Here is a 26,157-nt window from a genome sequence, read left to right on the forward strand (position 1 = left end):
TGGCATCGGACGCGCTGCGTTGCGTGCGGCGGCAGCGCGCCATCAGGCGTCCGGGAGATTGCGCTCGACCACGCCATCCCAGTCGGCCGCGGTCAGCAGCGGCAAACCATGCGCCAGCCGCGACTTGTCGCACTGCGCGCTGCGTTCGCCGAACTCCAGCGAGGCGGGCACCGCGGCGCACACCGACGGGCGCCGGTCGTGGATCGTGCAGCGGCTGTAGCGGCCGATCTCGGCATCCAGCGCCACGCAGCGCGGCTGCGCCTGCGAGGTGCCGCGCATGACCCGTTCGTGGGTGCGCAAGGGGTCGGTGAGGTCGAACGGGACCCTGCCGCCCAACTCGGGATCGGCTTCGCTCCAGTGGAAGCTGACGCGGAAGTAGGCGCAGCAGGCGCCGCAGGTGAGGCAGGGATGTGCCATGGGAGGCCGGGCCTTGCGCGGCAAACAGCGGTGGGGGGCGCGGCATTCTGACCGAACCGGCGTGCGCTGCAAGCGCCGCGGTGTTCAGGTGCGTGGCGCCGCCGCGCCGGTGGCGAATCGGGATGCCCGATCCCACTCCTGGGGCTGCGGCATGTTGGGTAAACGCTGGCCGGTAAAGGCATGGCCGGCGCCATCGGCGATAATCCGCCGATGACCACGACCACGACCTGCAACATCGCCGCGACGCTGCCGCCGTTGGCGCGCGAGCGTCCCGACCAGATCGCCATCCGCTGCCCGGGCCGCCGTGGCGCCGACGGTCTGGCCGCCTACGACGTGACACTGAGCTATGCGCAGCTGGATGCGCGCAGCGACGCGATCGCCGCCGGGCTGGGCGGCTACGGCATCGGCCGCGGCACCCGCACGGTGGTGATGGTGCGGCCGTCGCCGGAGTTCTTCCTGCTGATGTTCGCGCTGTTCAAGGCCGGTGCGGTGCCGGTGCTGGTGGATCCTGGCATCGACAAGCGCGCGCTCAAGCAATGCCTGGACGAGGCGCAGCCGGAGGCGTTCATCGGCATCCCGTTGGCGCAGCTGGCGCGGCGCTTGCTTGGCTGGGCGCGCTCGGCGCGGCGCATCGTCACCGTGGGCCGGCGCTGGGCCTGGGGCGGTACCACGCTGGCGCGGATCGAGCGTGCCGGCCACGGCGCCGGCAGCCAGCTGGCCGATACCGCGGCCGACGACGTGGCCGCGATCCTGTTCACCAGCGGCTCCACCGGCGTGCCCAAGGGCGTGGTCTACCGGCATCGCCATTTCGTCGGCCAGATCGAACTGATGCGCAACGCGTTCGGCATGCAGCCCGGCGGCATCGACCTGCCGACATTCCCGCCGTTCGCCCTGTTCGACCCCGCGCTGGGGCTGACCTCGGTGATCCCGGACATGGACCCGACGCGTCCGGCCAGCGCCGATCCGCGCAAGCTGCACGATGCGATCGACCGTTTCGGGGTGACCCAGCTGTTCGGTTCGCCGGCGCTGATGCGGGTGCTGGCCGACTACGGCCGGCCATTGCCGAACGTGCGCTGCGCGACCTCGGCCGGCGCGCCGGTGCCGCCGGAAATCGTCGCCAGGATCTGCAGCCTGCTGCCGGAGGACGGCAAGCTGTGGACGCCGTACGGCGCCACCGAATGCCTGCCGGTGGCGGCGATCGAAGGCCGCGAACTGCAGGACACGCGCGCGGCCACCGAAACCGGCGCCGGCACCTGCGTCGGCGCGGTGGTGGCGCCGAACGTGGTGCGCATCATCGCCATCGACGATGCGGCGATCCCCGAGTGGCCGGGCGTGCGCGAGCTGCCGGCGGGCACGGTCGGCGAGATCACCGTGGCCGGGCCGACCACCACCGATACCTATTTCAACCGCGATGCGGCCACGCGCATCGCCAAGATCCGCGAGCGCCTGGACGACGGCAGCGAGCGCATCGTGCACCGCATGGGCGACATCGGCTATTTCGATGCGCAGGGCCGGCTGTGGTTCTGCGGGCGCAAGACCCAGCGCGTGGAGACCGCGCACGGGCCGCTGTACACCGAGCAGGTCGAGCCGATCTTCAACACCTTGCCGTGGCTGCGCCGCAGCGCGCTGGTCGGAATCGGCGTAGCGGGCGCGCAGCGGCCGGTGCTGTGCTACGAACTGCAGGCGGGCGCGACGCCGCCGGCGCAGCCGGACGCCGTGCTGCGCGCGCTGGCGCAGACGCATGCGCACACCGCCGGGATCGCCGATTTCCTGCGCCATCCGGGCTTTCCGGTGGATATCCGCCACAACGCCAAGATCGGCCGCGAGAAGCTGGCGCTGTGGGCCAAGGACCGCGTGCGCTGAGGCCGCGGCGATGGGCGAGCGCTACCGGCTGGACGACCTGCGCATCGATGTGGCGCGGCAGCGGGTCGAACGCGACGGCGTGGCGCTGGAGCTGGGCGGGCTGAGTTTCCGCCTGCTGCAGTACCTGCTGCGACAGGGCCAGCGCGTGGTCGGCTTCGACGAACTGATCGCGCAGGTGTGGGCGCCGGCGCTGGTCAACGAGGAGACCGTGACCCAGCGCGTGCGCCTGTTGCGCCAGGCGCTGGGCGATGCCTCGCGGCAGCCGCGCTATCTGCGCTCGGTCCGCGGCCAGGGCTACCAGTTGTGCGCGCCGGTGCGCCGCGACGAAGACGACGGCGACAGAGAAAACGTACCGGCATCGCGACGACCGCGTTGGCGTGGCATCGCGATCGCGGCAACCGTCGTGCTCGGTGTTGGGACGCTGGCAGCGCTGGCGTGGTCGTGGTCTGCGCCGCCGCCACAAGCGGCGGCAGCGCCGCTGCTGCAACGCGCCGAGTATTACGCCGGCATCGGCCAGCGCGACGACAACGAACGCGCGATCGCGCTGTACCGGCAGCGCCTGCAGCAAGCGCCCGACGAGCCGCGTGCGTTGCTCGGGCTCAGCCGCGCCTACAGCGCGCGCGTGTGCCAGTACGGCGGCGATGCGCAGTACGTCGCGCTCGCGCGGCGCCTGGCGGCGCAGGTGATCGCGGCGCAGCCGCAGCTGGCCGCCGCGCATGCCGCGCTCGGCTACGCGCACGATTGCCGCGGCGAGTACGCGGCGGCGCTGGCCGCCTACGAGCGCGCGCTGCAGCTGGATCCGGGCGCCGATGCGGTGCGCGGCTCGGCGGCGTATCTGTACGAGCGCAAGGGGCAATTGGCGCAGGCACTGGCCGCCAACCTGCAGGTGCGCGATCCGGCACGGGTGCGCTTCCTGCCGATCCAGATCGCCAGCAACCTCAACCTGCTCGGCTACGTCAGCGCCGCCGAGGCGCGCTATCGCGACAGCTTCCAGCTGTATCCGGACAGCGCGTTTTCCAACCTGGCCTGGCCGAGTTTCCTGTTCGCGCATGGCCGCACCGCCGAAGCGCAGGCGGCATTGGACGAGGCGCTCGGGCGCGGCACCGACTATGCCGGGTTGTACCTGCTGCAGGCGGAACTGGCACTGGCGCAGGGAGATGCGGCGCGGGCGCGCCAGGCCAGTGTGCATGCGCTGCGTCTGCGTCCGCAGGGCAGTCTGGCGCAGACGGTGGCATGGACGCTGGACGCGCAGCCACGGCCTGCCGCGCCGGCGCTGCGCGCGCGGGCGCAGGACCTGCTGCAGGGCATCGCGCATGGTGCCGATCCGCTGGACGCGCTGGACGCGGCGCTGCTGCTGCACCTGGCCGGCGACCCGGACGCGGCGTTGGACGCGCTGCGCCGCGCACAGGCCGCCGGCTATCGCGATGCGGCCTACCTGCGGGTGTCGCCGCTGCTGGCGCCGCTGCGCGCGCAGGCTGGCTTCGCCACGTTGCTGGCGCGCAACCAGGCCGACATCGCCGCCCAGCGCGCGCAGGTGCGCCGCGCCGGCCTGTTGCCGCAGGAAACCGGCGCGGCTACGGCAGCGCCTTGAGCACGTAGTCGGCGAGCAGCGCCTGCGATTGCGGATGCATTTTCGGCATGTTGTAGGCGCTGCGGGTGATCACCACCACCAGACGTTCCTCGGGCAGCACGAACACATAGTTGCCGCCGTTGCCGGACATCGCCCACACCCCGCGCACCGGAAAGCGGAAGCGCCACAGCAGATAGCCGTAGTCGGCGTCCTCGCGCGCCTGCGCGTGCACCGTGGTCATCGCCCGCACCCAGTCCGCCGGCAGCACCTGCTGACCGTGCCAACGGCCCTGGTCGAGCAGCAGCTGGCCGAACTTGGCCAGGTCGCGACTGCGGTAGCGGGTGCCGCCGCCACCCATGCCCACGCCCTCGGCGGAACGGCCCCAGTGCACGTCGGTGATGCCCAGTGGCCGTTCCAGCGCCTGCGCGGCGAAGCCCTGCAGGTGCTGGCCGGTGGCTTTCTCCACCAGCGCGCCGAGCAGGAAGCTGCCGGCGGTGCAGTAGGAAAAAGCGCGGCCGTGCGGGCTGTTCTCGGGGCGGTTCATCCACGGCGCGTAGCCCTTGATCGGCAGGTCCAGCACGAACTGGGTCCAGTCGGCGCTGACGTACATGCGTTCCTCGTTGCCGCTGGAGAACGCGTTGTCGTCGTCGCATTCCAGTTGCGAGCTCATCGTCAGCAGATCCTCGACGGTGAGCGCGCGCTTGCGCGGATCCGGCTGCTGCCACTGGCGATCGCCGAAGTAATCGTAGACCTTGGCCTGCGCGCCGGGCAGGCGGCCGCGCTCGATCGCCGCGCCCACCAGCATCGCGGTGATGCTCTTGGTCGCCGAGCGGGTGTCTTGCAGGGTCTGCCGGTCGGCATCGCCGAAGTAGCGTTCGTAGACCAGCGCGCCGTCGCGCACGATCAGCACGCTGCTGGTGTGCGGCGCCTTGCCGTCGGCGATGGCCTGCTCCAGTGCCGCGAGCGTGGCCATGTTCCAGCCCGTTGTCCGGGCGTCGGCGACCTTCCAGCCGTCTTCGAGCGCCGGCGGCGTGGTGGTGGTGGTGGTGGTGGGCGCGGCACGGACGACAGGCGCGGCGAGGACGAACACGATGCACAGCAGGAACGGAAGGCGCGACATGGTGGAACTCCGAAGGATGCAGTCCGCGCACTGCGCCAGCGCCGTGGATGAAGTGCCTGATGCCACGATGAAGAATTATGAAGTTCGCCAAGATCAATGACTTGGGGTGCGCCTTGGCGTCGTCCGCAGCCGTGCGGATCGCCTTCCCCGGCGTCCCCGGCTATCGTGTGCGCCCTGGTGCGATCGGTGCGGCGCGATGAAGATAGTGGTGACGGGCGGTGGTGGATTCCTGGGCCAGGCGCTGTGCCGCGGCCTGGTCGCGCGCGGGCACGAGGTGATCAGCTACAACCGCGGCCACTATCCGGAGCTGCAGGCGCTGGGCGTGGCGCAGGTGCGCGGCGACCTGACCGATGCGCAGGCGCTGCACCACGCCGTCGCCGGCGCCGAGGCGGTGTTCCACAACGCGGCCAAGGCCGGTGCCTGGGGCAGCTACGATAGCTACTACCAGCCCAACGTGGTCGGCACCGAGAACGTGCTGGCCGCCTGCCGCGCGCACGGTGTGGGCCGTTTGATCTACACCTCCACGCCGAGCGTGACCCATCGCGCCACCCACCCGGTGGAAGGCCTGGGCGCGGACCAGGTGCCGTACGGCGAGAACTTCCAGGCGCCGTACGCGGCGACCAAGGCGCTCGCCGAGCGCGCGGTGCTCGCCGCCAACGACGCGCAGCTGGCGGTGGTGGCGCTGCGGCCGCGGCTGATCTGGGGGCCGGGCGACAACCAGATCCTGCCCAAGCTGGTCGCGCGCGCGCAGGCCGGGCGCGTGCGCCTGGTCGGCGGCGGCGGCAACCGGGTCGATTCCACCTTCATCGACAATGCCGCGCAGGCGCATTTCGACGCGTTCGAGCATCTGCGCGTCGGCGCGGCCTGCGCCGGCAAGGCGTACTTCATTTCCAACGGCGAACCGCTGCCGATGCGCGAACTGCTGAACAAGTTACTCGCCGCGGCCGGCGCGCCGCCGGTGACCAAGACCCTGTCGTTCAAGGCCGCCTACCGGATCGGCGCCGCCTGCGAAACCCTGTGGCCGCTGCTGCGCCTGCGCGGCGAGCCGCCGCTGACCCGCTTCCTGGCCGAGCAGCTGTGCACGCCGCATTGGTACAGCATGGAACCGGCGCGGCGCGATTTCGGCTATGTGCCGCAGGTGTCGATCGAGCAGGGCCTGCAGCGCCTGGCGTCATCATGGCGCCGCCACGCTGCCGTCACTCCCTGACGACCGATGGTTTCCGAAGATACCTGCGCGCCGATTCGGCACGACAGTTTCTGGACATTGCCATGCTGCATTACGCCATCATCTTCTTCGTCATCGCCATCATCGCCGCCGTGCTCGGCTTCAGCGGCATCGCTGGCACCGCGACCAACATCGCCTGGATCCTGTTCGTGGTGTTCCTGATCCTGGCGGTGATCTCGATGTTCCGTCGCGGCAAGGTCTAGCCGCCCGCGCTGCATCCCGAACGGCCCGTCGTACCGGAGAACCTCCGGTGCGGCGGGCCGTTGGTTTTTGTGCGCGCCGCTGGCGCGAGACTCGGGCCATTGCGTGGCCGCTGCGCTATGCGCCGGATCCCGGCAAGGCCACGGCGCTGCGCAGTGCCGCATCCTGCGCGTTGCGTTCCAGCGCCAGCTCGATCAGGCGCGTGATCAGCGCGCGATAGCTCAGCCCGCTGGCCTGCCAGAGCTTGGGATACATGCTGATGCGGGTGAAGCCGGGCAGGGTGTTGAGTTCGTTGACCACGATGCGGCCGTCGCCGGTCAGGAACACGTCCACCCGCGCCAGCCCGGCGCACTCCAGCGCGGCATAAGCGCGCAATGCGACGGCGCGGATGCGTTCCTGGGTGGCGGCGTCGAGCGCCGCCGGCACCACCACCTCCGCGCCGCTCTCGCTGATGTACTTGGTTTCGTAGGAATAGAACGCGTCGTGCACCACCACCTCGCCGCAGACGCTGGCCTGCGGCGCGTCGTTGCCGAGCACTGCGCATTCGATCTCGCGCCCGGCGATCGCCGCTTCCACCAGCACCTTGTGGTCGTAGGCCAGCGCCAGCGCCAGCGCCGCAGCGAAGCCGGCCGCATCGTGCACCTTGCTCACGCCCACCGACGAACCCTGGTTGGCCGGTTTGACGAACAACGGCAGCCCGAACTGCGCGGCCAGTGCGGCGAAATCGGCCTGCGCCGCATCGCGGCGGCGGATGCAGGCGAACGGCGCCACCTCCAGCCCGGCGTCGCGCAGCAGGCGCTTGGCCACGTCCTTGTCCATCGCCAGCGCCGAGCTGAGCACGCCGGAGCCGACGAACGGCAGCCCGGCCATGCGCAACAGGCCCTGCAGCGAACCGTCCTCGCCCAGCGTGCCGTGCACGATCGGGAATGCCACGTCGATCTGCTCCAGCGCCTGCGCCGGCTGCAGCGCGCGCAACGGCTGCGCGTCGTCGCCGGGGATCACCGCCACGCCGCGGCCGCTGTGCTGCAGCGCGATCCGCGCCGGATCGTCGGCATCCAGCAGGAAGCCGTCGCGCTCGTTGGCGTGCCAGCGGCCGTGCTTGTCGATGCCGATCAAGGTGGCGTCGAAGCGCTGCGGGTCCAGCGCATCGACGATGTTGCGCGCCGATTGCAGCGAGACCTCGTGCTCGGCCGATTTGCCGCCGAAGAGGATGCCGACCCGGATCCTGTGCATGCATGTCCTCGCCGCAGGGGCGTCGCTTTTGGGGCCGATAGCATGAGCGTTTTCCGCGCTGCAGCCCAGGCCGGCACGCTGTCGCATGGCCCTGCGCCGCGGCCTTGTAGAATGCGCCCATGTCGCCTACTCCCTTCGATGCCCTCAAGCCCCTGGCCGGCCGCGCGCTGGAAGCGGCGCTCAACCGCGCGCTGGCGCTGGATCCGGATACCCGCGACGCCTTGCGCGGCCTGGACGGCCAGCGCGTGGCGCTGACCCTGGAGGCGCCGGCGCTGGCCTTGCAGATCCGCGTGGACGGCACGCGCCTGCAGGTCGGGCCGGTGGACGCGGCGCAGGAGCCGGACCTGGCGGTGCGCAGCACCCTCGGCGGGCTGTTCGCGCAGCTGCCGTTCCTGGCCCAGGCGCGGCGCGGCGCCAGTCCTGGTGGGCGTCTGCGCGTGTCCGGCGATGCCGAACTGGCGCGGCGCCTGCAGCAATTGGCTGGGCGTTTCGATCCGGACTGGCAGCGCCCGTTCACCCAGGTATTCGGCGATGTGCTCGGCGTGCAGTTCGCCAATGCCGCGCGCTCGGCGCTGCAGCAGGCGCAGCGCGGGGCGCAGGACCTGGCGCAGAGCGCGGCCGAATTCGTCACCGAGGAATCGCGCGACGTGGTGCCGCGCGCCGAGCTGGAGGCGTTCTACGACGACGTCGATGCGCTGCGCGACGATGTCGAGCGCATCGCCGCGCGGGTGGCCAGGCTGTCGCCGGGGCGCGGCGCATGAAGGCGATGTTCCGCGCCAGCCGCATCGGCCGGGTGATCCTGCGCTACCGCCTGGACGATCTGCTCGACGGCACCCCGGCCGAGCGCTGGCTGCGCCTGGCCAAGCCGTTCGTGCCGCGCGCCAGCCCGGACATCGCCGCGCAGTCGCGCGGCGCGCGGTTGCGCCTGGCGCTGCAGGATCTGGGTCCGATCTTCGTCAAGTTCGGGCAGATCCTGTCCACCCGCCGCGACCTGATGCCGCCGGACGTGGCCGAGGAACTGACCCTGCTGCAGGACCGGGTGCGCCCGTTCGACGGCGAGGCCGCGCGGCGCATCGTCGAGCAGGCGCTGGGCCAGCCGATCGGCGTGGCCTTCGCCAGTTTCGATACCACACCGCTGGCCTCGGCCTCGATCGCGCAGGTGCATGCGGCGACCCTGCACGATGGCCGCGAAGTGGTGGTCAAGGTGCTGCGCCCGGACATCGAGCGGCAGATCGACGCCGATATCGCCTTGCTCAAGTCCGCCGCCGCGCTGGTGGAACGCGCGCACCCGCGTGCCGACAAGATCCGCCCGCGCGAGGTGGTGGCCGAGATCGAGACCACCCTGGCCGCGGAGCTGGACCTGCAGCGCGAAGGCGCCAACGCCAGCGTGCTGCGCCGCTTCTGGTTGCATTCGGACGACATGTACGTGCCGGAGGTGATCTGGAGCCATACCGCCGAGCGCGCGCTGACCCTGGAACGGGTGCGCGGCATTCCTTCCGACGACATCGCCTCGCTCGACGCCGCCGGCATCGACCGCAAGGCGCTGGCGGCCAAGGGCGTGCGCGTGTTCTACACGCAGGTGTTCCGCGACAATTTCTTCCATGCCGATGCGCACGCCGGCAACATCTGGGTGGACAGCGATCCGGCGCGGCGCATCAACCCGCGTTTCATCGCGCTGGACTTCGGCATCATGGGCCAGCTGTCGCAGGAAGATCAGTATTACCTGGCCGAGAACTTCATGGCCATCTTCAACAAGGACTACCGGCGCATGGCCGAGCTGCACGTGGAGGCGGGCTGGATGCCGGCCAACGTGCGCATCGACGAGCTGGAAGCGGCGGCGCGCTCGGTGTGCGAGCCGTACTTCACCCGGCCGTTGTCGCAGATCTCGCTGGCCGAGGTGCTGATCAAGCTGTTCCGGGTCGCCCAGCGCTACCAGCTGACCCTGCAACCGCAGCTGATCCTGCTGCAGAAGACCTTGCTCAACATCGAAGGCGTGGGCCGCCAGCTGGACCCGGAGCTGGACATCTGGGCGGTGGCGCGGCCGGTGCTCGAGCGCATCCTGATCGAGCGCTACAGCCCGCAGCGCGCGCTGCAGGAACTGCGCAAGCGGCTGCCGGAAATCATGACCCACGCGCCGGACATGCCGCGCCTGGTGCATAGCTGGCTGCGCCAGCAAGTGGAAGGCGGCCACGAGTTGTCGATGCGTTCGCACGACCTGTCCGACCTCAACGTGATCCTGCTGCGCATGCAGCGCCGCGTGGTCACCGCGATCACCGGCGTGGGCCTGCTCACCGTCGCGGCACTGCTGTACGCGCTCGACCCCGGTGGGCCGCAACTCGGTGGAGTCTCGCTCTGGGCCTGGATCGCCGGCGGCATCGGCGCGCTCAGCCTGCTCTCGGCGTGGTGGCGGCGCTAGGCGCTTCGCTGCCGCGATCGAACACCCCACGCTGGCCGCGGCCTGCATCTTTCGCCTATTGGGAGCTGCGCATGCCCTGGATCGTCGGCAAGTACCTGATTACCGCCGCGCTGGTGGTGGCGATTTCCGAAGTGGCGCGGCGCAGCGACCGGCTCGGCGGGCTGATCGCCGCCTTGCCGCTGGTCACGCTGCTGACCCTGATCTGGCTGCACCTGGAGCGGCAGCCGCAGGCCAGGATCGCCAATCATGCCTGGTATACGTTCTGGTACGTGTTGCCGACGCTGCCGATGTTCCTGGCATTTCCGCTGCTGTTGCCGCGGCTGCGCTTCTGGTGGACGCTGGCCGCGTGCGCGCTGCTGACCATGGCCTGCTTCGGTGGGTTGGCGCTGGGCGTGCGCCGCTTCGGGATCCAGTTGCTGTAACCGGCCGGGGCGACTGCCACCCGCGACGGGCGGCAGCCATCGCTGCTGCCGCGGCGGTTCAATGCCCTGCCGGCACCCCGGCTACCTTCGCGAAGAAGTCCTCGATGCCTGCATCGCGCATCTTGCGCGCGTTGGCCAGTTCGCTGGCCTTGGTGGTGTAGCCCGGCTTGCCGTCGGCGCCGACCACCACCGCGGCCGGGATGCCTTTCTGGATCGGGTCGCCATAGGTCTGGCTCAGTTCGAGGTTATGGTCGAAGTTGCCGACATCGATCTTGACCACTTCGAAGTGCGCGTTCACCAGCGCGGCATTCCTGGCCGTGTGGAGCGAGGCGTCGCGCGCGGCAGTCGCCGCACCAGTTGGCGCCGAAGATCAGCAGGGTCGGCTTGTGCGCCTGCCTGCCGGCGGCCAGCGCCTGCTGCACCTGCGCCTTGGCGTCGGCGTCGGCGTCGTAGGGCAGGTCCAGCGCATGCGCCAGCGGGACCACGGTCAGCAGCGACAACAGCAGCCAGCGTTGCATCGGACGCTCCGCAGCGTGGGGAGGATCATCGTCGAGCGGTGGCGCGGTGGCGCGGTGGCGTCAACGGCCCGGCATGGGGCGCTGCGTGACGGGCGCATTGTGGCCGGGGCCGCCGGGCGCGGATAATCCGGCGGTGAATATTTCCCCCGATTCCCTGCAGATCCTCCATCTGGACCCGTTCCTGGCCGTGGTCGACAAGCCGGCCGGGCTGATGGTCCACGACAGCAAGCTGGCCCGCGGCGAGGACGACTTCCTGGCCGATCGCCTGCGCGTGCAGTTGGGCCGCCCGATCTTCCTGGTGCACCGCCTCGACCGCGCCACCAGCGGCTGCCTGCTGCTGGCCTTCGACCGCGACACCGCCAGCGCGCTGGGCAAGGCGCTGATGGGCGGGGAGGTCGACAAGGACTACCTGGCGGTCTGCCGCGGCTGGCCGGCCGAAGAGCGCTTCGACGTCGATCACGACCTCGACGGCGGCCCCGGCAAGCCGTTGAAGAAGCCGGCGCAGACGCGCTTCCAGCGCCTGGCCTGCGGCGAGTTGCAGGTGCCATCGGGCGAGTTCGGCACCTCGCGCTACGCGCTGTTGCGCTGCAGCCCGGTGACCGGGCGTTTCCGCCAGATCCGCCGCCACCTCAAGCATCTGTCGCATCACCTGATCGGCGACACCAGCCACGGCGACGGCCGCCACAACCGCATCTTCCGCATGCAGGGCGTGCACCGCATGCTGCTGCACGCCGAGCGGCTGGCGTTCCCGCATCCGGACGGGCGCCGGATCGAGGTGAACGCACCGCTGGATGCGCAGTTCGTGCGCGCGTTCGGGTTGTTCGGGTGGTCGGCGGCGCCGCGGGCGCGGGGCACCGCGGAACGATTGGCGGGTGCGCCAGGCGAAGTCGCTGGCTAGCGCTTTTCCATAGGGTTCGTGGCGTGGCGCTTCGTGTAGGAGCGGCTTCAGCCGCGACCGGCACTACCGGCAATGCCCCATCGCGACGACGCATGACCCGACGCCACCCGGAGTCGTTCCGACGATGTCTCCTGCGCGGCTTGAAGCGTCCAGGTGCGGTCGGGACATTTCGGTCCAGACTGCTGCCGCAAGCGCAACGCCTGCCGCTTCGCTCGTCGCGGTTGAAACCGCTCCTACAGCAAGCGCGGTGCAGTGCGTCGCGCGCAGGGGCGCGGCTACTTCTTCGCCGGCGCCGTGTTGACGGTCTGCTCCAGGTCCTTCTGCAGGTCCGCGAACAGCGGGGTGATCTTCTGCTGGATCGCGCCCATCAGGTTCTGCATCAGCTGCGGGGTCTTGTCGAGCATGCTCTGGCCGGCCGGGCTCTCGTAGAACTCGGCCATCGCCAGCACGTCCTGCCTGGAGAACGACTGCTTGTAGAGGCTCACGTACAGCGGGCGCATTTCCTGCCACGACAGTGCCTTGCGCACGGTGGCCTGGGTGCGCTCCTGGATCTGCTGCACTTTCTGCTGCTGCGCCGCGTCCAGCGGGCGCTGCGCGGTCAGCTGCGCGAATTGCTGGCGCTGCATCGCTTCGATCTGCGGCAGCATGCTGTCGAGCATGTTCTGCGCGCGCGAGGCCGACAGCAGGCGGTTGATGTCGCCGTCGCTGGGTGGTTCGGCCAGCGCGGGAGCCGCGGCCAGGGCCAGCAGCGCGGCCAGCAGCAGGCGCTGCGGCCAGCGACGGGAAAGGAGCGGGGTCGGGTTCATCGAGCGTCCTGCAAGGCTATGACCGGCCGCCAGGATACGGGAATCGCCGTGGCCTCGCCGTCTGCGCCGGCCCGCGTGGCCGGCGCAGGTCCGGCCACGCGCCGCGACCGTCGGCGCGGCCGCGGTCCTGGAAAATCAAGCCGTCTGGCGGATGCCCTACAATTCGCGGATGGGTAACGGGGCCATCCACATCTCGAACAGCCTGGCGATTCCGGAAACCGAAATCGTCGAGCGCTTCGTGCGCGCCAGCGGCGCCGGCGGGCAGAACGTCAACAAGGTCTCCACCGCGGTGGAGCTGCGTTTCGATCTGGCCGGCTCGCCGTCGCTGCCGGAGCCGTTGCGTGCGCGGCTGCTGGCCCGGCGCGACCGCCGCATCACCGCCGAAGGCGTGCTGGTGATCGATGCGCAACGCTTCCGCACCCAGGACCGCAACCGCGACGATGCGCGCCAGCGCCTGGCCGAGTTCATCGCCGCCGGGCTGTCGGTGCCGAAACGGCGCATCGCCACCAAACCCTCACATGGCGCCAAGCTGCGGCGCCTGGACGCCAAGCGCGAGCGCAGCCAGATCAAACGCGGCCGTTCGCCCGGCCGCTGGGAGTGACTTTTGAGCGAACGCAATTTTTCCTTGCCACCCGCCACCCCGAACATGCCGATGGTCAAGCCCAGCCGCTTCGCCCGCTGGTTCGGCCGCACCGCGCTGCGCCTGACCGGCTGGCGGGTGGTGGGCGAGTTCCCGGACGTGCCGAAGCTGGTGATGATCGTCGCCCCGCATTCGTCCAACTGGGACGGGTTCCTGGGCTTTGCGGTCAAGTTCGCGGTCGGCTTCGAGGTGCGCGTGATGGGCAAGACCCAGCTGTTCTGGTGGCCGCTGGGGCCGCTGCTGCGCAAGCTCGGCGGCATCCCGCTGGACCGCAAGTCGCCGCGCGGGGTGGTCGAGCAGGCGGTGGCGCTGATTCGGCAGGCGCCGCGCATGTGGTACGTGATTACCCCGGAAGGCACGCGCAAGCGGGTGGAGAAGTGGAAGGTCGGTTTCTGGAAGATCGCGCATGGCGCCGAGATCCCGATCTTCCCGGTGTACTTCGACTATCCCAGCCGCACCGTCGGCCTCGGCCCGCTGTTCCACACCAGCGCCGACATGCACGCCGACATCGCCGCGATCCGCACCTGGTACCGGCCTTGGCGCGGCAAGCATCGCGATACATTGTGAGGCGGCCCGGCACGTCGATGCCGATGCGGTTCCTGTAGGAGCGGCTTCAGCCGCGACCGGGATCTGTCCGCAAAGCGCCGCCCAGGCCGCTGCGCCAGGGCGGTCCGCCGCCCTGTCCACGCCGAGCGCGCCACCCCCAGATCCAATGGCACATGCCGCCCCCGCGCAAACCGCGTAGCGTGCGCGGCTGCCCCGCCACCATGTCCCTGTCAGGAGTTCCCCCCATGTCGCGTACTGTCGTTCTGGCCGCTGCCATCAGCTTGGCGCTGGCCGCCTGTTCCGGTAAGGAGTCCACCCCCGTGTCCACCGCCCCCGCCTCGCAGTCCCCCGCTCCCGCCGCCGCCAATCCGCTGTTGAGCGCCAGCACGCTGCCGTTCCAGGCGCCGCCGTTCGACAAGATCAAGGACGCCGACTACCTGCCCGCGTTCGAAGAGGGCATGAAGCAGCACCTGGCCGAAATCCGCAAGATCGCCGACAACGCCGAGCCGGCCACCTTCGCCAACACCATCGAGGCGATGGAGCGCAGCGGCGAGACCCTCAACCGTGTCAGCCACATCTTCTTCGGCCTGGTCCAGGCCGATACCAACGACGCGCGCCAGAAGATCCAGGAAGCGGTCGCGCCGAAGCTGGCCGAGCACCAGGACGAGATCAGCCTGGACCCGAAGCTGTTCGCGCGGATCAAGGCGATCTACGACCAGCGCGAGACGCTGAACCTGGAGCCGGAGCAGAAGCGCCTGGTCGAGCGCGACTACGAGGACTTCGTGCGCGCCGGCGCGCAGCTGTCCGATGCCGACAAGGCGACGCTGCGCAAGCTCAACGTCGAGGAAACCACGCTGGCCACCCAGTTCCATACCAAGCTGGTCGCGGCCTCCAGCGCCGGTGCGGTGGTGGTGGACGACAAGGCCAAGCTCGACGGCCTGTCCGATGGCGACATCGCCTCGGCCGCGCAGGACGCCACCGCGCGCAAGCTCGACGGCAAGTACCTGCTGGCCCTGCAGAACACCACCCAGCAGCCGGTGCTGGCCTCGCTGAAGGACCGCGAGTTGCGCACCCAGGTCATGGCCGCCTCGCAGTCGCGCGCCGAGAAGGGCGACGCCAACGACACACGCCAGACCATCCAGCGCCTGGCCCAGCTGCGCGCGCAGAAGGCCAAGCTGCTCGGCTTCGACAGCTACGCCGCCTACAGCCTGGCCGACAAGATGGCCAAGACCCCAGCCGCGGCGCTGAAGCTGCTCACCGACACCGTGCCGACGGCCACCGCCAAGGCGCGCAGCGAAGTGGCCGAGATGCAAAAAGTGATCGACGCGCAGAAGGGCGGCTTCAAGCTCGCCGCGTCCGACTGGAACTTCTACGCCGAGCAGGTGCGCAAGGCCAAGTACGACCTGGACGAGTCGCAGATCAAGCCGTACTTCGAACTGGACAACGTGCTCAAGAACGGCGTGTTCTACGCCGCTACCGAGCTGTACGGCATCACCTTCAAGGAACGCACCGACATTCCGACCTACAACCCGGACATGAAGGTGTACGAAGTATTCGACCAGGACGGCACCTCGATGGCGCTGTTCTACACCGACTACTACAAGCGCGACAGCAAGTCCGGCGGCGCGTGGATGGACGTGTTCGTCCCGCAAGACGGCCTCACCGGCGCCAAGCCGGTGGTCTACAACGTCTGCAACTTCACCAAGCCCGCGCCCGGCCAGCCGGCGCTGCTCAGCTTCGACGACGTCACCACCATGTTCCATGAGTTCGGCCATGCACTGCATGGCATGTTCTCCAAGGTGAAATACCCGTCGATCGCTGGCACCAGCACTCCGGCCGACTTCGTCGAGTTCCCATCGCAGTTCAACGAGCACTGGGCCTCGGATCCGAAGGTGTTCGCGCACTACGCCAAGCACTACCAGACCGGCGCGGCGATGCCGGCCGAGCTGGTGGAAAAGATCAAGAAGGCGCGCACCTTCAACCAGGGCTACGCGACCACCGAATACCTGTCGGCGGCGCTGCTCGACCTGGCCTGGCACACCCAGCCGGCCGATGCGCCGCTGCAGGACGTGGACAAGTTCGAAGCAGACGCGCTGAAGAAGTTCAAGGTGGACGTGGCCGAAGTGCCGCCGCGCTACCGCACCACGTATTTCGACCACATCTGGGGTGGCGGCTACTCGGCCGGCTACTACGCCTACTTCTGGGCCGAAGTGCTCGACGACGACGCCTTCGAATGGTTCAAGGAGAACGGCGGCCTGTCGCGCAAGAACGGCGACATCTTCCGCGCCAAGATCCTCTCGCGCGGCAACAGCGTCGACCTGACCACCCTGTACCGCGATTTCCGCGGCAAGGACCCCAGCGTCGAACCGCTGCTGGAAAACCGCGGTCTGAAGAACTGAGTCCAACCTCGCCGCCAGCGGTGATCGAGCACGGGATGGCCCAACGGCCATCCCGTTTTTCGTGGCGGCCGCCGCGAAATGGCCGCGGCAACCTGTAGGAGGGTCTTCAGCCCCGACCGCCTCCGAAGCCAAGACGCATCCGCGCCCGGCGCCCGATGGCGCAAGCGCCGCCCCATGCCTTCCGTCACTGGTACCCGCGCAGCGCCGCGCGCACTGTCGCGATGGCAATGCCGCGATGTCCTCCCGCCCGAATCCCACAGGTGTTTCATGACCTCGACCGACCCGCGAGACTCCCGCCTGCACCGCGCCGCGCGCTGGACGCGCAAGGAACTGCTGCCGATCGCGGTGATGCTTACGTGGTCCCGAGCGGCTCGATGCAGCCGACCCTGCAACCCGGCGACCGCGTCGCCGGGGACATGAGCGCCTATGGCCTGCGCGTGCCGTTCACCGAGTGGCGCGTGCTCGAGCGCGGCCATCCGCAGCGCGGGGACGTGGCGGTGTACTACCGCCGCGGCGAAGGCCTGGAGTGGTCGCGCCTGTAGCTGCAATGCACGGCGTGTCGGCCGCAGTGCGCGGTCTGCGCGCCATTGCGTCAGTGCGCGGTTGACTATCGGCGCCAGTGCCGCAAACGCGCAGCGCCCTCTGCGCGCAGTCGTAGCTGGGCCTCACCCCTCCGACCACACCGCCCACTCATAGCCGTCGCGGTCGGCGAAATGGAAGCGGCGGCCGCCGGGGAAGTCGAATGCCGGGCGGACGATGCGGCCGCCGGCGGCTTCGATGCGCGCCTGGGTCTGGGCCAGGTCGGTGGAGTACACCACCACCAGCGCGCCGCCGGGCTGCGCGGTGCCATGGAAGAAGCCGCCGCTGAGGCGGCCGTCGCGGAACTCGCAGTAATCCGGGCCGTAGTCCTGGAAGCTCCAGTCGAAGGCCTGGCCGTAGAAGGCCTTGGCCGCGGCGATCGAGGCGACGGCGAATTCCAGGTAGTCGATGCGGTGTTGCTGGTCGGCGCGGTGCATAGTGGACTCCGTGAAAAGGGTGGCCAGTCTCCACCGCCGCGCCGCCGCCGGCTTGGCGAAAACGGCCAGCTCAGCGCGCGTGCCGCCGTACCAGTTCGCGCGGGTTGAGGCCGGTCAGCTGGCGGCTGTCGCGGACCAGGTGCGGGGCGTCGCCGTAGCCGGCCTCCAGCGCCGCTGCGGTCAGCGTGGCGTGGCCGCAGGCGATGCGCAGGAAGCGCTGCAGGCGCAGGATGCGTTCCAGGGTCTTGGCGCCGTAGCCGAACGCGTCCTGGCAGCGGCGGCGCAGCGTGCGTTCGCTGATGCCCAGGCTGCGCGTGAGTTCGGCCATGCGCGGCGCATCGTCGCCGGCCAGTTGCGCGAATAGCCAGGCCATCGGCTGGTCGGTCTGCAGCGGGCGGCTGGCGCACAACGCGTGCAGCAATGGCAGTGGATCGGCGCCGTCTTCGAGCCGCGCCTGCCAGTCGCGGCCGCGGCCGTCCCACAGCGCCTCCAGCGCGACGCGTTGGTCGGCGATCGCATGCAGTGGAACGCCGAGCAGGCGCGCGCCTGCGCCGGCGGCCAGGCGCACGCCGCTCAGCACGCTGCCCGGCGCCAGCGCCGCGCTGCTGGCGCAGTGGTCTGGTCCGGCCACGAACAGCGCGCGGCCATCCCAGATCAGGTCCACACAGCCATCGGGCAGCACCTGCGTCGGCTGCGCTTCGCCGGTGCCCTGGCGAAAGCGCCAGCTGCAGCGCAGGCGATCGCGCAATGCCGGCGGCGCGTCGAGTTCGGCGTAGCGGGAGGATGCTGGCAAGGCAGTGATCGGATCGACCGGCGGCGATGCGGCAGTCTACTGCAGCACGTACCGCGGCCTATCCATCCTGCGTCGCGTCTGGCGTGGGCTCAGGCCGGAGGCGTTGGCTTGTCCTCTTCGATCTGCACCGTGATCTCGCCCGAATGCGACGTAGCGCGTTGCCCTGGCCGCAGTTGCTGCACCGCCTCGTCCAGCGTCAGCGGGTTCGACGGCCCAGCACCGTGCGTCTGGCACACCTCCCTGGCCTTCTGCAGCATGGCGTGCACGTCGGCGTCTCCCAGCTTTGCGTTGATGGCCTTGCTGGTCCTGGTGCCGCTGTGTTGCGCCATGGCTTCCTGCGCGCCGCCCATGATGCCGCGCGTGATCTGCTTGCCCAGCCCGATATCCGGGCTGGCTTCGCGCCGATTGTTCTTGACGCTGATGGCCACGTGCTGGTTCAGCGCACCGACTGCGGCCATCGCCCCGGACAGTGCGGCCACGCCCAGCACTTGCGGGATGGGGACGTTGCGCGTGCCTCCCTGCGCGGCCGAGGTCAGCTTGCCGATCACCGAGGATGCCGCGCTGCCGAAGACGATCCCATGGAACGCCTGGCCAATGCGCTGGGCGGTCTGCGCGGAGAATTCGCGCATCGTGTACTTGGCGGCGATATCGCGGACCAGTTGCTCGGAAAGGACCGACGTTGCCGACCCGGCCAACAGCCGCGCCGCGGCTCCGTCGTGCGCCAGGTCGGTCAACCTGCCTTCGCGCAGACAATCCAGGTCCTTTTCCAGTTCGACCAACGCCACGGGCTTGTTGCCGTGGCCCAACTCCAGATCGACCTCGTGCCCGGCTTCTGACCCGGCGCTTTGCAGGGCTTGGCTGAGTTCTTTGCGCACGGCGGTCAAGCCGCTGGTCACCCGCTTGACCTGCGCCTGGGTGGACGACTGGATCAGCTTGCGCAGCTTGCCCTCGTCGATGTCCTGGCCACCAAGCGGCTCGCCGCGTGCAAGCTTCTGCGCGCCTTCCGGCGTGAACACATCGGCGTGCAGCAAGTTCAGCTTATTGTTGGCCTCCTGCTTGGCGCGTTCGTCGAATCCCGCCGCCACATGCTGCATGCCGGTGACCACAAGCGAGGCGACGGCCTGTGCGCTCGGCGACAGGGCGCGTATCGCCGGGGTCTTGCTGATCAGCCCCAGCGCACTGGAAAGGGGCGAGCGCAACGTACGCGGTATCGACTGCCAGCGATTGCCCAGCCATTGCCGATCGTGCGCACCCTGGGTCATCACGAAATCGCCTTGCGTCTTTTGCAGGGCGCTCTCCGCGTGCATCAGCGCCTGGGCCGCCTGCACGACCTCGGGATCGTTGGCCAACGCGCCCGCATCGTGTTCCGGGTACTCGTTGACCACCGCGCTGAAATTGTCGTAGCACGTGCTGAAATCGGCCAGCTTTTCGCTCAATTTGATCGCTAGATCCGGCAACCACTGCTTGTCGTTGATCTGGCTCTTGTCCGGCACGATCACATGTCCGCCATGTTCGCGGATCGATTCGCACAGGCTGACCACGGCCGACTGCTGGGCGGCATTCATCGGCGCGGCGATGGCCGCAGTCGCGAAGCCGAAGCTCGCGCCCGCCCAGGGATTGCCGGTGGCGTAGTTGATCCATGGCGAGGCGATGTACTGCATCGCATTGTTGAGAAAGCTGCCGGACGGATTGGGCATACCCGACAGCAACGCGGTGCGGCGCAGCGTGTGCACATCGGATTCCTGCAGGCCTTGCGCCTGATACCAGCGCATCACATCCTGCTCGCTGACCTGGGCGGTCAACTCCGCGCTGGTCGCAAGGTTGCGCGGGGCGGCTGTCGCATCCGAGGAACGCAGCGGCCGCAGTGCGCTGATGAGTTGTGCGGCGAGGTCCTTGTCCACCGGGCGTTGCTTGTCTTGCTGCAACTGCGTGTGGAGCCGTTGCAATGTCGCCGACATGGACGTGGGCGCTGGCGCAGCCGTCGCCTCGGCGGTGACGGATGGAGAGCTAAGCGCGGTTGCCGCGGCCGTGGCCTCGACGCTGCGCGCGCTACGCTGGCTGGGGCTGCGCGAAAGGCCTGCCAGGGCGGCAGTGCCGCTTTCCGGCTGTGCCTGAGCCAGCGCCTGTGGCGCGTGTGGCTGCATTTCCAATTGCGCGGAGCTTGTGGACGCTTCCGATGGATTGGTCGTGCCGGTGAGGTTGAGGTGTTGGTATAACTTCATGGTGGCATATGTCCTGGCTATGCGGCGAAGGCAGCGGCTCGGGACACGGATCGCAAGCAAACGGTCCCCCCCGAGCCGGGCTTATGCCAGGTATCGTGTGTTACGCCCCGTGGGGGCAGCGCTCGATGGCGATTTGCGAGCGTCGGTGCGTAGCGCATGGAGTCTTCGTCGCCTGCAGATACAATGGCACGCTGCATTCGAGCACCCGGCCAGCGTCGCCTTGCCGCGCCGTGCGAAGTGATGTGCGTGCGTCGGAAGGCCTGGCGGCTGCCTATCGCAATTTGACCGGATCCATTTTGCGTTACGCGCCGATGTCGGCGTGGCGGCAGCGTGCCATGCGCGGGGACTCGCGCAACGGACGAGGAGGCGTGCCTAGCGCTCCGACGGCCCGCTTTCGTCGTAGCCGCGCGAGGTGAACAGGTCCGGCTGGATCAGTTCGATGAAGGCGCGCGCCTGCGGCGACAGGTACTTGCCCTTGCGCACCACCACGCCGTAGCTGCGCGTGGGGAAATAGTCGCCCAGCGCGCGCGTGATCAGCTTGCTGCGGTCGGCCTCGGTGACGCAGATCGAGCTGACGATGGAGATGCCCATGCCCATCGCCACGTACTGCTTGATCACCTCCCAGCCGCCCACTTCCAGCGCCACCGTGTACGGCACCCGCGCCTGCTGGAACACCAGGTCGACCAGGCGATAGGTCACCTGGCGCTTGGGCGGCAGGATCAGCGGATACGGCGACAGGTCGTGCAAGGTCAGCTTGGGCATGTTCGCCAGCGGATGGTCGCGCGGAGCGATCAGCAATTGTTCGAAGCGGTACACCGGCGCGTAGCTGAGGTCGGCCGGCACGTCGAGCATCGAGCCGACCGCCAGGTCCACCGCGTCCTCGCGCAGCAGCTCGGTGCCGTCGGCGCTGATCGCGTTGTGCAGGGTCAGGCGCACCTCCGGGTGGCGCGCGCGGAAGTTCTCCACGATCTTCGGCAGCAGATACAGGATGGTGGAACTGTTGGCGGCGATGTTCAGTTCGCCGGCATCCAGCCCACGCGCCTTTTCGCGGAAGTCGGCCTCCAGCCGGTCCAGGCTTTCCACCAGCGGCTGCGCCATTTCGTACAGCAGCTGGCCTTCGCGGCTGGGGATCAGGCGCCGCCCGCTGCGCTCCAGCAGTACCACGCCCAGTTCGCGCTCCAGCGCCTGCAACTGCAGGGTCACCGCCGGCTGGCTGACGAACAGCGCCTCGGCGGCCCGTGAGACGGAGCCCAGGCGCACCGTTTGGCAGAACGCGCGCAGCGGCTTCAGCCGGTCGGATTTGTAAGGAAAACGCGGAGTTGCGGTGCCGCGCGTGGCCATGAGGTAACAACTATAAGATGTGCTTATTTAATGCATTGATAAAACTGTATTGTCAAATACATGCTGCGGCAGCACGGTGAGAGTCCGGAAACATCGAGGAACCCCACCATGTCCGCCGCCGCCTTCGCCGCTTCATCCCCGTCCGCCGAGCGCTCCACCCCCGGCATCACCCTGACCGCCGCGCAGGCCGGCCAGGACGCCCTGCTGCCGCCAGCGGCGCTGGCCCTGCTGGTGTCGCTGCACCGGGCGATCGAACCCGAGCGGCAGGCGCGGCTGGCTGCGCGCCGCGAACGCCAGGCCTATTTCGATGGCGGCGGGCTGCCGGATTTCCGCGCCGACACCCAGGCGATCCGCGCCGGCGACTGGCGCGTGGCGCCGCTGCCGGCCGCGCTGCAGGACCGCCGCGTCGAGATCACCGGCCCGACCGATCCGAAGATGGTCATCAACGCGCTGAACTCCGGCGCCAAGGTGTACATGGCCGACTTCGAGGACTCGACCGCGCCGACCTGGCGCAACCTGGTCGCGGGGCAGCGCGCGCTGGCCGAGGCGGTGGCCGGCACGCTGAGCTTCAGCGCGCCGCCGGCGCGCGACGGCAGCCCGGGCAAGCGCTATGCGCTCAAGCCCTTTGAGGAGCAGGCGGTGCTGATCGTGCGTCCGCGCGGCTGGCACCTGGACGAGAAGCACGTGTTGGTCGATGGCCAGGCGCTGGCCGGCGGCCTGTTCGACGCGGCGCTGTTCGCCTTCCACAACGGCCGCGCGCTGCTGGCCAAGGACCGCGGCCCCTACCTGTACCTGCCCAAGCTGCAGTCGATGGAAGAGGCCGCGCTGTGGGAGGCCGCGCTGTCGCACATCGAGGCGATGCTGGGCCTGCCGCAGGGCCAGATCAAGGTCACCGTGCTGATCGAGACGCTGCCGGCGGTGTTCGAGATGGACGAGATCCTGCATGCGCTGCGCGAGCGCATCGTCGGCCTGAACTGCGGCCGCTGGGACTACATCTTTTCCTACCTGAAGACATTCCGCCGCCACCGCGACCGGGTGCTGCCCGAGCGCGGCCAGGTGACCATGACCCAGCCGTTCCTGAAGGCATATTCGGAACTGCTGATCCGCACCTGCCACCGCCGCGGCGCGCATGCGATGGGCGGCATGGCCGCGCAGATTCCGATCGGCCACGACGAAGCCGCCAACGAGCAGGCGATGGCACGGGTGCGTGCGGACAAGCTGCGCGAGGTCAGCGCCGGTCACGACGGCACCTGGGTCGCGCATCCGGCGCTGATCCCGATCGCCCGCGCCATCTTCGACGAGCACATGCGCGCGCCGAACCAGCACGACGTGCGCCGCGAGGACGTGCAGGCCGACCGCGACACGCTGATCGCGCCATCCACCGGCAGCATCACCCGCGCCGGCTTCGAGGGCAACATCGAAGTGTGCGTGCGCTACCTGGCCGCATGGCTGGACGGCAACGGCTGCGTGCCGATCCACCACCTGATGGAAGACGCGGCCACCGCCGAGATCAGCCGCAGCCAGCTGTGGCAGTGGCTGCATGTGGGCGGCCTGCATCTGGACGACGGCACCGCGATCGATTTCGCGCTGTTCGACGCCTGTATGCGCCAGCTGCCGGCACGCCTGGGCGAGCGCGCGCTGCTGCCCGGCGGCAACCGCCTGGACGACGCCATCGCGCTGCTCGACACCCTGACCCGCAGCGAGGAGCTGGCCGAGTTTTTGACCTTGCCGGCTTATCAGATGATCGATTGATTGAGGCTGGGAGTGGGGAATCGGGAATGGGGAATCGTGAGCGCGATGTCCTTGCGCCTGATGTCTTCCGTGTCTTCCGCGCGTTTCATCCGATAGACCGCGCCACCGTTGCATCGCCGTATCCATTCCGAGGAGAGCGCAAGATGAGCACCACGTTGCAGACCGCCGCACAGATCCAGCACGCCTGGGACACCGATCCGCGCTGGGCCGGGATCGCCCGCAACTACACCGCCGCCGACGTGGTGCGCCTGCGCGGCACCGTGCACGTGGAGCATTCGCTGGCCCGGCTCGGCGCCGAGAAACTGTGGAAGTCCCTGCACGAAAAGGACTTCGTCAACGCGCTGGGCGCGCTGACCGGCAACCAGGCGATGCAGCAGGTCAAGGCCGGGCTCAACGCGATCTACCTGTCCGGCTGGCAGGTCGCCGCCGACGCCAACCTGGCCGGGCAGATGTATCCGGACCAGTCGCTGTACCCGGCCGACTCGGTGCCGGCGGTGGTCAAGCGCATCAACAACACGCTGCTGCGCGCCGACCAGTTGCACCATGCCGAGGGCAAGGACGAGATCGACTTCCTGCAGCCGATCGTGGCCGATGCAGAGGCCGGTTTCGGCGGCGTGCTCAATGCCTTCGAGCTGATGAAGGCGATGATCGAGGCCGGCGCCGCCGGGGTGCATTTCGAGGACCAGTTGGCCTCGGTGAAGAAGTGCGGGCACATGGGCGGCAAGGTGCTGGTGCCGACCCGCGAGGCGATCGAGAAGCTCAACGCCGCGCGCCTGGCCGCCGACGTGCTGGGCGTGCCGACGCTGCTGGTGGCGCGTACCGACGCCGAAGCCGCCGACCTGGTGACCAGCGACATCGACCCCAACGACCGCCCGTTCACCACCGGCGAGCGCACCGTCGAAGGCTTCTTCAAGACCAACAAGGGCCTGGACCAGGCGATCAGCCGCGGCCTGGCCTACGCCCCGTATGCGGACCTGATCTGGTGCGAGACCGGCAAGCCGGACCTGGCGTTCGCACGCCAGTTCGCCGAGGCGATCCACGCCAAGTTCCCGGGCAAGCTGCTGGCCTACAACTGCTCGCCGAGCTTTAACTGGAAGAAGAACCTGGACGATGCGACCATCGCCACGTTCCAGCAGGAGATCGCCCGCTACGGCTACAAGTTCCAGTTCATCACCCTGGCCGGCTTCCATGCGCTGAACTACTCGATGTTCAACCTGGCGCACGGCTACGCGCGCCGGCAGATGAGCGCCTTCGTCGAGTTGCAGGAAGCCGAGTTCGCCGCCGCCGATCGCGGCTTCACCGCGGTCAAGCACCAGCGCGAGGTCGGCACCGGCTACTTCGATGCGGTGACCCAGGCGATCCAGCAGGGCCAGTCCTCCACCACCGCACTGAAGGGCTCGACGGAAGAAGAGCAGTTCCTCGGCGAAAAGGCCGCCTGACCTGCAGCCAGGCGGCCGTTGGCTTGCCGATCCCCAAGGGAGGGGAAGAGCCCGGGCTTGCCCGGGTTTCTTTTTGCCCGCGCCGCGGTGCGCGTCCCGGCGCCGATGCCGCGCGCCACGCCTAAAGCGTGGCGCGCGGCGGCAATGCGCGCTTGCAGGTCTTTTCCCGTCTCCGTCAGATGTGAGATTTGCTGTGATGTCGCGGTGAACATGCTGCCGGATGCTATGCTTCGCACAAGATGGCGGGCGACGCCAAGAGCATTAGGGGGCTGGATGAGCTGCGACAGCGCCGCGTCCAATGCACGCGAGACAATTCCGACGATGGGTATGGTTGCCCCCAAGCCCAATGAGCTGGCGGTGTTGACCGCCGCGGAACTGCGTCTGTTCTCCGAGTTCGGCCGTTCGCGCACGGTGCGTGCCGGCGACGTGCTGTTCCGGCGCGGCGACGGCGGCAGCGCCATGTTCGTGATCGGCAGCGGCGTGATCGACCTGGATTTCGGCGAAGACCTGGTCGTCAAGCATCTCGGGCACGGCGAATTCTTCGGCGAGCTCGGCTTGTTGATCGGCAGCCACATGCGCAGCGCCGACGCCATCGCCGCCAGCGACGGCGTGCTGGTCGAACTGGATCACGACGACTTCCAGCGCCTGGTGGAGCGCGACCCGGGCGTGGTTGCCTACTTCCTGCGCCGCACCATCATGCGCGTGGTGATGAACGAGCAGACCCTGATCCGCCAGCTGCGCCGCCGCAACCACGACCTGGAAGCGGCGCTGGACAACCTCTACACCACCACTCACCAGCTCACCCAGACCGAAGAGCTGGTGCGCACCGACGAATTGACCGGCCTGCACAACCGCCGCGGCCTGATCCTGCGCCTGCAGGAATGCCGCCGCGACGGCCGCTCGCCCGGGCCGGGCCTGCTGCTGATCGACTGCGACCGCTTCAAGCACATCAACGATCAGCACGGCCACCTGATCGGCGACCGCGTGCTGCAGAACGTCGCCAACATCCTGCGCTCCGTCGCCGGCCAGGACGACATCGCCTGCCGCCTCGGCGGGGACGAATTCTGCCTGCTGGTGTCCACCGGCAACGCCGATGATCTGCGCCGCATCGGCGAGTTCGTGATCGCCACCGTGCAGAACCTGCTCGGCGTGCCGCACCCCTCGCCGCATATCTGCTCGGTCAGCATCGGCATCAGCCGGGTCGATCCACAGTCCGACTGGAACGATTGGTACGCCAACGCCGACGCCGCGCTGTACGAGGCCAAGCGCCTCGGCGGCAACCGCCTGTACTGGCACGACCGCGCCGCCGCGCCCTGCTGA

At 69.1% G+C, this 26,157-nt stretch carries 24 protein-coding genes and 1 pseudogene; 15 read left to right on the top strand and 10 right to left on the bottom strand.

Annotated elements, in window-relative coordinates; genetic code table 11:
- Positions 1 to 42 precede the first annotated feature (42 nt).
- Entirely contained in the window at positions 43 to 417 is a 375-nt protein-coding gene (locus KHF85_RS01540; RefSeq protein WP_009611217.1) for a YkgJ family cysteine cluster protein, read from the bottom strand.
- A 210-nt stretch (positions 418 to 627) separates the two neighbouring features.
- On the opposite strand from KHF85_RS01540, the gene oleC reads away from it, so the two are divergent.
- Complete coding sequence (gene oleC / locus KHF85_RS01545; RefSeq protein WP_284568251.1) at positions 628 to 2,280, top strand: olefin beta-lactone synthetase; 1,653 nt, start codon at positions 628 to 630, stop codon at positions 2,278 to 2,280.
- Between the two features lie 10 nt (positions 2,281 to 2,290).
- Positions 2,291 to 3,871: a winged helix-turn-helix domain-containing protein gene (locus KHF85_RS01550; protein ID WP_284568252.1), complete on the top strand. Its 1,581-nt coding sequence runs from the start codon at positions 2,291 to 2,293 to the stop codon at positions 3,869 to 3,871.
- Here the strand turns inward: KHF85_RS01550 and KHF85_RS01555 are convergent.
- The gene (locus tag KHF85_RS01555; RefSeq protein WP_284568253.1) at positions 3,855 to 4,970 is read right to left on the bottom strand and encodes a serine hydrolase domain-containing protein; all 1,116 of its coding nucleotides are present in this window, start codon (positions 4,968 to 4,970) and stop codon (positions 3,855 to 3,857) included. The genes KHF85_RS01550 and KHF85_RS01555 overlap by 17 nt on opposite strands.
- A gap of 196 nt (positions 4,971 to 5,166) precedes the next feature.
- On the opposite strand from KHF85_RS01555, the gene oleD reads away from it, so the two are divergent.
- Both oleD and KHF85_RS01565 read left to right on the top strand, forming a co-directional pair.
- Complete coding sequence (gene oleD, locus KHF85_RS01560) at positions 5,167 to 6,177, top strand: 2-alkyl-3-oxoalkanoate reductase (protein WP_284568254.1); 1,011 nt, start codon at positions 5,167 to 5,169, stop codon at positions 6,175 to 6,177.
- A gap of 62 nt (positions 6,178 to 6,239) precedes the next feature.
- A complete protein-coding gene (locus KHF85_RS01565; RefSeq protein WP_284568255.1) occupies positions 6,240 to 6,398 on the top strand; it encodes a DUF1328 domain-containing protein in 159 nt (52 codons plus the stop codon).
- A 115-nt stretch (positions 6,399 to 6,513) separates the two neighbouring features.
- Here KHF85_RS01565 and ddlA read toward each other — a convergent pair whose 3' ends face one another.
- The gene (gene ddlA, locus KHF85_RS01570; protein WP_284568256.1) at positions 6,514 to 7,629 is read right to left on the bottom strand and encodes a D-alanine--D-alanine ligase; all 1,116 of its coding nucleotides are present in this window, start codon (positions 7,627 to 7,629) and stop codon (positions 6,514 to 6,516) included.
- A gap of 119 nt (positions 7,630 to 7,748) precedes the next feature.
- Between ddlA and KHF85_RS01575 the strand changes: the two genes are divergently transcribed.
- The 3 genes from KHF85_RS01575 (at position 7,749) to KHF85_RS01585 (ending at position 10,467) form a co-directional block, all read left to right on the top strand.
- Positions 7,749 to 8,390: a ubiquinone biosynthesis accessory factor UbiJ gene (locus tag KHF85_RS01575; protein ID WP_284568257.1), complete on the top strand. Its 642-nt coding sequence runs from the start codon at positions 7,749 to 7,751 to the stop codon at positions 8,388 to 8,390.
- The gene (gene ubiB / locus KHF85_RS01580) at positions 8,387 to 10,045 is read left to right on the top strand and encodes a ubiquinone biosynthesis regulatory protein kinase UbiB (protein ID WP_284568258.1); all 1,659 of its coding nucleotides are present in this window, start codon (positions 8,387 to 8,389) and stop codon (positions 10,043 to 10,045) included. The genes KHF85_RS01575 and ubiB overlap by 4 nt, the downstream gene beginning before the upstream one ends.
- A 71-nt stretch (positions 10,046 to 10,116) precedes the next feature.
- Positions 10,117 to 10,467 carry a DUF3147 family protein gene (locus KHF85_RS01585; protein WP_284568259.1) on the top strand — a complete coding sequence of 117 codons (351 nt, stop codon included), beginning with the start codon at positions 10,117 to 10,119 and terminating at the stop codon, positions 10,465 to 10,467.
- Positions 10,468 to 10,525: 58 nt separating this feature from the next.
- Here KHF85_RS01585 and KHF85_RS01590 read toward each other — a convergent pair whose 3' ends face one another.
- Both KHF85_RS01590 and KHF85_RS01595 read right to left on the bottom strand, forming a co-directional pair.
- The gene (locus tag KHF85_RS01590; RefSeq protein ID WP_284568260.1) at positions 10,526 to 10,765 is read right to left on the bottom strand and encodes a hypothetical protein; all 240 of its coding nucleotides are present in this window, start codon (positions 10,763 to 10,765) and stop codon (positions 10,526 to 10,528) included.
- Positions 10,713 to 10,985: a thioredoxin domain-containing protein gene (locus KHF85_RS01595; RefSeq protein ID WP_284568261.1), complete on the bottom strand. Its 273-nt coding sequence runs from the start codon at positions 10,983 to 10,985 to the stop codon at positions 10,713 to 10,715. The genes KHF85_RS01590 and KHF85_RS01595 overlap by 53 nt, the downstream gene beginning before the upstream one ends.
- A 73-nt stretch (positions 10,986 to 11,058) precedes the next feature.
- Between KHF85_RS01595 and KHF85_RS01600 the strand changes: the two genes are divergently transcribed.
- Entirely contained in the window at positions 11,059 to 11,883 is an 825-nt protein-coding gene (locus tag KHF85_RS01600) for a pseudouridine synthase (protein WP_284569454.1), read from the top strand.
- A 275-nt stretch (positions 11,884 to 12,158) separates the two neighbouring features.
- Here KHF85_RS01600 and KHF85_RS01605 read toward each other — a convergent pair whose 3' ends face one another.
- A complete protein-coding gene (locus tag KHF85_RS01605; protein WP_284568262.1) occupies positions 12,159 to 12,689 on the bottom strand; it encodes a DUF2059 domain-containing protein in 531 nt (176 codons plus the stop codon).
- 169 nt (positions 12,690 to 12,858) lie between these two features.
- Between KHF85_RS01605 and arfB the strand changes: the two genes are divergently transcribed.
- The 4 genes and pseudogenes from arfB to KHF85_RS20450 all read left to right on the top strand — a co-directional run.
- A complete protein-coding gene (gene arfB / locus KHF85_RS01610) occupies positions 12,859 to 13,290 on the top strand; it encodes an alternative ribosome rescue aminoacyl-tRNA hydrolase ArfB (protein WP_284568263.1) in 432 nt (143 codons plus the stop codon).
- A gap of 51 nt (positions 13,291 to 13,341) precedes the next feature.
- Positions 13,342 to 13,896: a lysophospholipid acyltransferase family protein gene (locus tag KHF85_RS01615; protein WP_009573934.1), complete on the top strand. Its 555-nt coding sequence runs from the start codon at positions 13,342 to 13,344 to the stop codon at positions 13,894 to 13,896.
- 224 nt (positions 13,897 to 14,120) lie between these two features.
- The gene (gene dcp / locus KHF85_RS01620) at positions 14,121 to 16,274 is read left to right on the top strand and encodes a peptidyl-dipeptidase Dcp (protein ID WP_284568264.1); all 2,154 of its coding nucleotides are present in this window, start codon (positions 14,121 to 14,123) and stop codon (positions 16,272 to 16,274) included.
- A 267-nt stretch (positions 16,275 to 16,541) separates the two neighbouring features.
- Positions 16,542 to 16,795 (top strand): annotated as a pseudogene (locus tag KHF85_RS20450) (S26 family signal peptidase); the annotation flags it as partial.
- 144 nt (positions 16,796 to 16,939) lie between these two features.
- On the opposite strand, the gene KHF85_RS01630 reads toward KHF85_RS20450, so the two are convergent.
- The 4 genes from KHF85_RS01630 to KHF85_RS01645 form a co-directional block, all read right to left on the bottom strand.
- Entirely contained in the window at positions 16,940 to 17,290 is a 351-nt protein-coding gene (locus tag KHF85_RS01630) for a VOC family protein (RefSeq protein ID WP_284568266.1), read from the bottom strand.
- 70 nt (positions 17,291 to 17,360) lie between these two features.
- Positions 17,361 to 18,083 carry a helix-turn-helix domain-containing protein gene (locus KHF85_RS01635; protein ID WP_284568267.1) on the bottom strand — a complete coding sequence of 241 codons (723 nt, stop codon included), beginning with the start codon at positions 18,081 to 18,083 and terminating at the stop codon, positions 17,361 to 17,363.
- 89 nt (positions 18,084 to 18,172) lie between these two features.
- A complete protein-coding gene (xopN, locus tag KHF85_RS01640; RefSeq protein ID WP_284568268.1) occupies positions 18,173 to 20,305 on the bottom strand; it encodes a type III secretion system effector XopN in 2,133 nt (710 codons plus the stop codon).
- A 372-nt stretch (positions 20,306 to 20,677) separates the two neighbouring features.
- Positions 20,678 to 21,646: a LysR family transcriptional regulator gene (locus tag KHF85_RS01645; RefSeq protein ID WP_009573940.1), complete on the bottom strand. Its 969-nt coding sequence runs from the start codon at positions 21,644 to 21,646 to the stop codon at positions 20,678 to 20,680.
- A 108-nt stretch (positions 21,647 to 21,754) separates the two neighbouring features.
- Here KHF85_RS01645 and aceB point away from each other — a divergent pair, with 108 nt between their 5' ends.
- The 3 genes from aceB to KHF85_RS01660 all read left to right on the top strand — a co-directional run bounded on the left by aceB (position 21,755) and on the right by KHF85_RS01660 (position 26,157).
- Positions 21,755 to 23,398: a malate synthase A gene (aceB, locus tag KHF85_RS01650; protein ID WP_284568269.1), complete on the top strand. Its 1,644-nt coding sequence runs from the start codon at positions 21,755 to 21,757 to the stop codon at positions 23,396 to 23,398.
- A 143-nt stretch (positions 23,399 to 23,541) separates the two neighbouring features.
- Entirely contained in the window at positions 23,542 to 24,837 is a 1,296-nt protein-coding gene (gene aceA, locus KHF85_RS01655) for an isocitrate lyase (protein ID WP_284568270.1), read from the top strand.
- Positions 24,838 to 25,110: 273 nt separating this feature from the next.
- On the top strand, positions 25,111 to 26,157 hold the full coding sequence (locus KHF85_RS01660; RefSeq protein ID WP_284568271.1) for a GGDEF domain-containing protein: 1,047 nt from the start codon (positions 25,111 to 25,113) through the stop codon (positions 26,155 to 26,157).

It is taken from the genome of Xanthomonas graminis pv. graminis (genome assembly GCF_030168915.1).
In the GTDB taxonomy this organism is placed as follows: domain Bacteria; phylum Pseudomonadota; class Gammaproteobacteria; order Xanthomonadales; family Xanthomonadaceae; genus Xanthomonas_A; species Xanthomonas_A translucens.

What these genes read in the sequence shown, in the direction of transcription:
- arfB (WP_284568263.1), top strand. Translation starts at nt 12,859, where the DNA reads ATGGGTAACGGGGCCATCCACATCTCGAACAGCCTGGCGATTCCGGAA.
- KHF85_RS01595 (WP_284568261.1), bottom strand. Translation starts at nt 10,985, where the DNA reads ATGCAACGCTGGCTGCTGTTGTCGCTGCTGACCGTGGTCCCGCTGGCG.
- KHF85_RS01565 (WP_284568255.1), top strand. Translation starts at nt 6,240, where the DNA reads ATGCTGCATTACGCCATCATCTTCTTCGTCATCGCCATCATCGCCGCC.
- KHF85_RS01575 (WP_284568257.1), top strand. Translation starts at nt 7,749, where the DNA reads ATGTCGCCTACTCCCTTCGATGCCCTCAAGCCCCTGGCCGGCCGCGCG.
- KHF85_RS01600 (WP_284569454.1), top strand. Translation starts at nt 11,059, where the DNA reads ATGGGGCGCTGCGTGACGGGCGCATTGTGGCCGGGGCCGCCGGGCGCG.
- aceA (WP_284568270.1), top strand. Translation starts at nt 23,542, where the DNA reads ATGAGCACCACGTTGCAGACCGCCGCACAGATCCAGCACGCCTGGGAC.
- oleD (WP_284568254.1), top strand. Translation starts at nt 5,167, where the DNA reads ATGAAGATAGTGGTGACGGGCGGTGGTGGATTCCTGGGCCAGGCGCTG.
- KHF85_RS01630 (WP_284568266.1), bottom strand. Translation starts at nt 17,290, where the DNA reads ATGCACCGCGCCGACCAGCAACACCGCATCGACTACCTGGAATTCGCC.
- KHF85_RS01585 (WP_284568259.1), top strand. Translation starts at nt 10,117, where the DNA reads ATGCCCTGGATCGTCGGCAAGTACCTGATTACCGCCGCGCTGGTGGTG.
- ubiB (WP_284568258.1), top strand. Translation starts at nt 8,387, where the DNA reads ATGAAGGCGATGTTCCGCGCCAGCCGCATCGGCCGGGTGATCCTGCGC.
- dcp (WP_284568264.1), top strand. Translation starts at nt 14,121, where the DNA reads ATGTCGCGTACTGTCGTTCTGGCCGCTGCCATCAGCTTGGCGCTGGCC.
- KHF85_RS01615 (WP_009573934.1), top strand. Translation starts at nt 13,342, where the DNA reads ATGGTCAAGCCCAGCCGCTTCGCCCGCTGGTTCGGCCGCACCGCGCTG.
- oleC (WP_284568251.1), top strand. Translation starts at nt 628, where the DNA reads ATGACCACGACCACGACCTGCAACATCGCCGCGACGCTGCCGCCGTTG.
- KHF85_RS01540 (WP_009611217.1), bottom strand. Translation starts at nt 417, where the DNA reads ATGGCACATCCCTGCCTCACCTGCGGCGCCTGCTGCGCCTACTTCCGC.
- KHF85_RS01550 (WP_284568252.1), top strand. Translation starts at nt 2,291, where the DNA reads ATGGGCGAGCGCTACCGGCTGGACGACCTGCGCATCGATGTGGCGCGG.
- ddlA (WP_284568256.1), bottom strand. Translation starts at nt 7,629, where the DNA reads ATGCACAGGATCCGGGTCGGCATCCTCTTCGGCGGCAAATCGGCCGAG.
- KHF85_RS01660 (WP_284568271.1), top strand. Translation starts at nt 25,111, where the DNA reads ATGAGCTGCGACAGCGCCGCGTCCAATGCACGCGAGACAATTCCGACG.
- KHF85_RS01605 (WP_284568262.1), bottom strand. Translation starts at nt 12,689, where the DNA reads ATGAACCCGACCCCGCTCCTTTCCCGTCGCTGGCCGCAGCGCCTGCTG.
- KHF85_RS01555 (WP_284568253.1), bottom strand. Translation starts at nt 4,970, where the DNA reads ATGTCGCGCCTTCCGTTCCTGCTGTGCATCGTGTTCGTCCTCGCCGCG.
- aceB (WP_284568269.1), top strand. Translation starts at nt 21,755, where the DNA reads ATGTCCGCCGCCGCCTTCGCCGCTTCATCCCCGTCCGCCGAGCGCTCC.
- xopN (WP_284568268.1), bottom strand. Translation starts at nt 20,305, where the DNA reads ATGAAGTTATACCAACACCTCAACCTCACCGGCACGACCAATCCATCG.
- KHF85_RS01645 (WP_009573940.1), bottom strand. Translation starts at nt 21,646, where the DNA reads ATGGCCACGCGCGGCACCGCAACTCCGCGTTTTCCTTACAAATCCGAC.